This window comes from Bacteroidota bacterium (assembly GCA_013696965.1).
GTDB lineage: Bacteria > Bacteroidota > Bacteroidia > JACCXN01 > JACCXN01 > JACCXN01.
In genome coordinates, this window is record JACCXN010000077.1 from 1 (window position 1) to 3447 (window position 3447).

At 34.3% G+C, this 3447-nt stretch carries 4 protein-coding genes; all 4 read right to left on the reverse strand.

The features are described 5' to 3' along the window. Positions 1-357 precede the first annotated feature (357 nt). The 4 genes from H0V01_11505 to H0V01_11520 all read right to left on the reverse strand — a co-directional run bounded on the left by H0V01_11505 (position 358) and on the right by H0V01_11520 (position 2982). The gene (locus H0V01_11505; GenBank protein ID MBA2583997.1) at positions 358-570 is read right to left on the reverse strand and encodes a hypothetical protein; all 213 of its coding nucleotides are present in this window, start codon (positions 568-570) and stop codon (positions 358-360) included. A 123-nt stretch (positions 571-693) separates the two neighbouring features. After that, complete coding sequence (locus H0V01_11510; GenBank protein ID MBA2583998.1) at positions 694-1254, reverse strand: hypothetical protein; 561 nt, start codon at positions 1252-1254, stop codon at positions 694-696. Positions 1255-2327: 1073 nt separating this feature from the next. After that, positions 2328-2705, reverse strand: coding sequence for a hypothetical protein (locus tag H0V01_11515; protein MBA2583999.1), 378 nt, complete (start codon positions 2703-2705; stop codon positions 2328-2330). A 37-nt stretch (positions 2706-2742) separates the two neighbouring features. Next, positions 2743-2982 (reverse strand): Kazal-type serine protease inhibitor family protein, encoded by a 240-nt coding sequence (locus tag H0V01_11520; GenBank protein MBA2584000.1) that lies wholly within the window; start codon positions 2980-2982, stop codon positions 2743-2745. Positions 2983-3447 lie beyond the last annotated feature (465 nt).

Here is a 3447-nt window from a genome sequence, read left to right on the forward strand (position 1 = left end):
ACCGCGGGCAGCAAAGTTAATAGAAATTAAAGGCTTTGCAATAGAGTACCTAGACCGCCACTTGAGGATATGCAATGTTATGCGGTCGGCCTTTCAACCTTTATAGAAAGTCACGATTAGTTGCGAATAGCACAACGTTAATGGATAATACTGTTGGGTGGTGCGTGAGGGTGTTATATCCTTTTTATGAGGGGAGAAAAAAAACAAAATTCTTCTTGTGGGAAAGGTGGAACCTTATTTACAATTTTTGGCTTTTGAGGGGAGCCAGTGCGAATTGGAAATGTGGTGGAACTATGCGTGGAAAGCGGCAATCAATTCAATTACCATGCATTTCTAAATTGCTTATCGCAATAATACTTAAGTACACTTGTAGCCAGTTTTTAATTTTTTTGCTCGGTCTATTACTTTAGTTACAAAATATTTTGGTTTGTGTGTTCTGCTATTATAAATAACACTTCCTTTAATGGAATCAACGTTGTTAGAAAGTTGATATTTAAATTTCATTTCCCCATTAATTTGTTCAATAATTTTATCATTTACTTCTATTTCAAATACGTTTAGTGTTCGCATAGCTGAAGGTGACGATTGCCATACCTTTCAGGTCAGCGAGCAGCTAATGTATTAGAAAATTCCGACTTTTCAAATAGCACCAAACCCGCCACTTTTAGCTATGCGATATTGGGCCCAGTGTCTTTATTTTTTCTGTTTTTTTAATTTTATTTCAATATTAAAATAATATTTTTTGTCTCCAATAAAATCAAATAACTTTTCATTCTTAACTAAGAATTTACTTAATTCATTTTCGTCAAATTTTAAGTAATCTGCTTCCACTAATAAATCACAAAATAGCTGCATTAGACTCACATGTTTTCTTTTTCCCGTTAATAATTTTACACAAAGTTCCAGTATGTTGTTATCCAATTTTAATATACGAGGTTTTTTTTGCCATATGAAATCATCTTCATTTTTATTTAATCCGTATAACGCATCCAGAATCTCATGAACTGCAAATCCAGAACCATGGTTTTCTTTGTATAAAGGTGTTAAGAATTCTATGGCTTCACAAAATTTTTTATTAAGGTTAAGGGCTTCGGCATACCTTAACTGTGCATATAAATCTGATGGCTCTTTTGTGGCTTTTTCTTTCCTGAAATTTAAAAGTCCAGCCCAATCTTCTTTTTCATAAAAATATGCATCTCCTTCCCAATCTTCTGTACTGTCAATTTCATCTTCAAATTCGTCTACAAATTTCATTTTTATTTTTTTAATTATTGCTATAATCTCTAGTTAATCGTACGATTCCTCAACATTGATCCCAACTATTACATATATGAACAAATATAAAGTTTATTGCCATTTCTCCTAACAGAAGGTAATAAATTTATATGCATGTCCGCATCTTTACCCCAAAGGGACACATGGCAAACCCATTAAAATCCTAAAAGAGATTTGGCTTCGTTTGACTTTGTGGAAAAATACAGATTAGCAAAACAGGATTTAGCTTGGTGTATTTGTGCCTTATTGGTAAAAAATATATTAGCTAAAGAGGATTCGACTAATAAAGAAAAAATATTGTCCAAAAAGATAAAGACACGAAGGATTCGCCAACTTCTGTGCTATTAATGCGTCTGCTCTGATCTACTAAGGGGGTAAGGTAACGGATATGCATATAAATTTAATAACTGAGATATAAATAAATAGTAAAAATAAAAAGCAGGAACTTGCGTAGGGAAATAGCTTTTTTGATTTTGCCATGTGAGAAAGCTAGTGTGTGAGTGGCAAAAACAAAAGTGCTATTTCTGCGATGGCAATTTTGTTTTTTGCGCGGGGATAAAAAGGATATAGCACGAAGCGATGGCATCTCCAGGTGTTGAAAGTTTGCAGAAAATTTCTTAAATGCTAAAAGCCAAAACAGCCAGAAAGTCCTTTGGAGATTGCGGTCCAAGAGGCTGCCGCATAACGTTATTTGCATATACGCAGGTGGCGATTATTGCACCGAATCAAAAACCGCGGGCAGCAAAGTTAATAGAAATTCCAGGCTTTGCAATAGAGCACCTAGACCGCCACTTGAGGGTATGCAATGTTAACTAAAGGCATTTCCCACTTGCTAAATAGCTACGATTAATTGCGAATTGCAGTGCAACTCTTATGAATAGTGACAGGGTTTCAGTGTGTAAGGGTGTTTTATCCTTTTCATAAGGTGGGAGAAAAAAACAAAATTCTACTTGGGAGAGGCGGAAGCTTATTTACAATTTTTGGTTTGAGGGGTGGTGGTGTGAATTGTGAATATGCTTACGACTGTGCATAGACATTTTAGCAGTTGTTAATTATTGCTTCTTAAGGAAAATCTTGTTTTTATTATTAAATATTGTCAGTAAAGAATCTTGTAATTCATATTTTCCATTATAATTAATGTAATTGGAGATTTCGTCATATCTACCATCGCAGCAAATTTTTGTGCATAGAGGAAAATCTAAAAATATTTCATCAGAACTTATTACAAAATCTTCAGTCCCGCAACCATTAATCTCTAGATTATAATTTAAGCTGTTTTTTGTTATAGTTAGATAATAATCTTTTTTTTGAGGATATATTGTCTTTTCTTCTGTTTCTATATTTAACAATTTCCATTTACCGATTAAATTAGAGTTAGGGTTTTGCCCAAATGTGAAAAAGAAAAAGAATAAAATTATAAGGCTTTTCATATTATGTAAAAAACAAAAAGTCCTATGTGTTTAATTTTTACCATTTGCATTTTCCTTGTTTATATTCTAAAACTCCGCTACAAGTTGCAAATCCTGAGTTTTGATATGTCTTGCCGTCACATCCGCATACAGGGTTATACTCGGTTGATAAGTCAGCCCGATGGCACCATTCAGGAATAGTTTTTACACAATTGTCCTTTTTACAAGATGTAAAAATCACCGCAAAAATTATCATTGTTGCTATTGTTACTGTCAATATAGATGGTTGTCTACGCATTTTCGCTAACTTCTTTATATAAGTTATTAATGGTAATTTAATTTAGACCGTTTCATTAAACAAATTTAACATTTATTTTGCTTAAAAAACAAAAAACGCAGAAACATGCGATGGGGAAATTGCTCTTTTGCTTTTGCCTTTGTGTGTTGGGCTTTGAGCGAGTGAGGCAAAAGCAAATGTGCAATTTTGCGTTGGCAATTTTGTTTTTTTGCGCGGGGGTGAAAAGGATAAAGCACGAAGCGAAGGGCTGCCCTGAACGTTTTAAATTTGCAGAAAAGGTGCTCAATGAAAAAGGCTGACTGTATAGTCAAATTGCAGCGGTGCGCTATGCTTTTAGTTAACGTTTCCTGCATATACGCTGGTGGCGATTATTGCACCGAACCAAAAACCGTGAGCAGCAAAGTTAATAGAAATTAAAGGCTTTGCAATAGAGCACCTAGACCGCCACTGGCGAATATGCAGTGT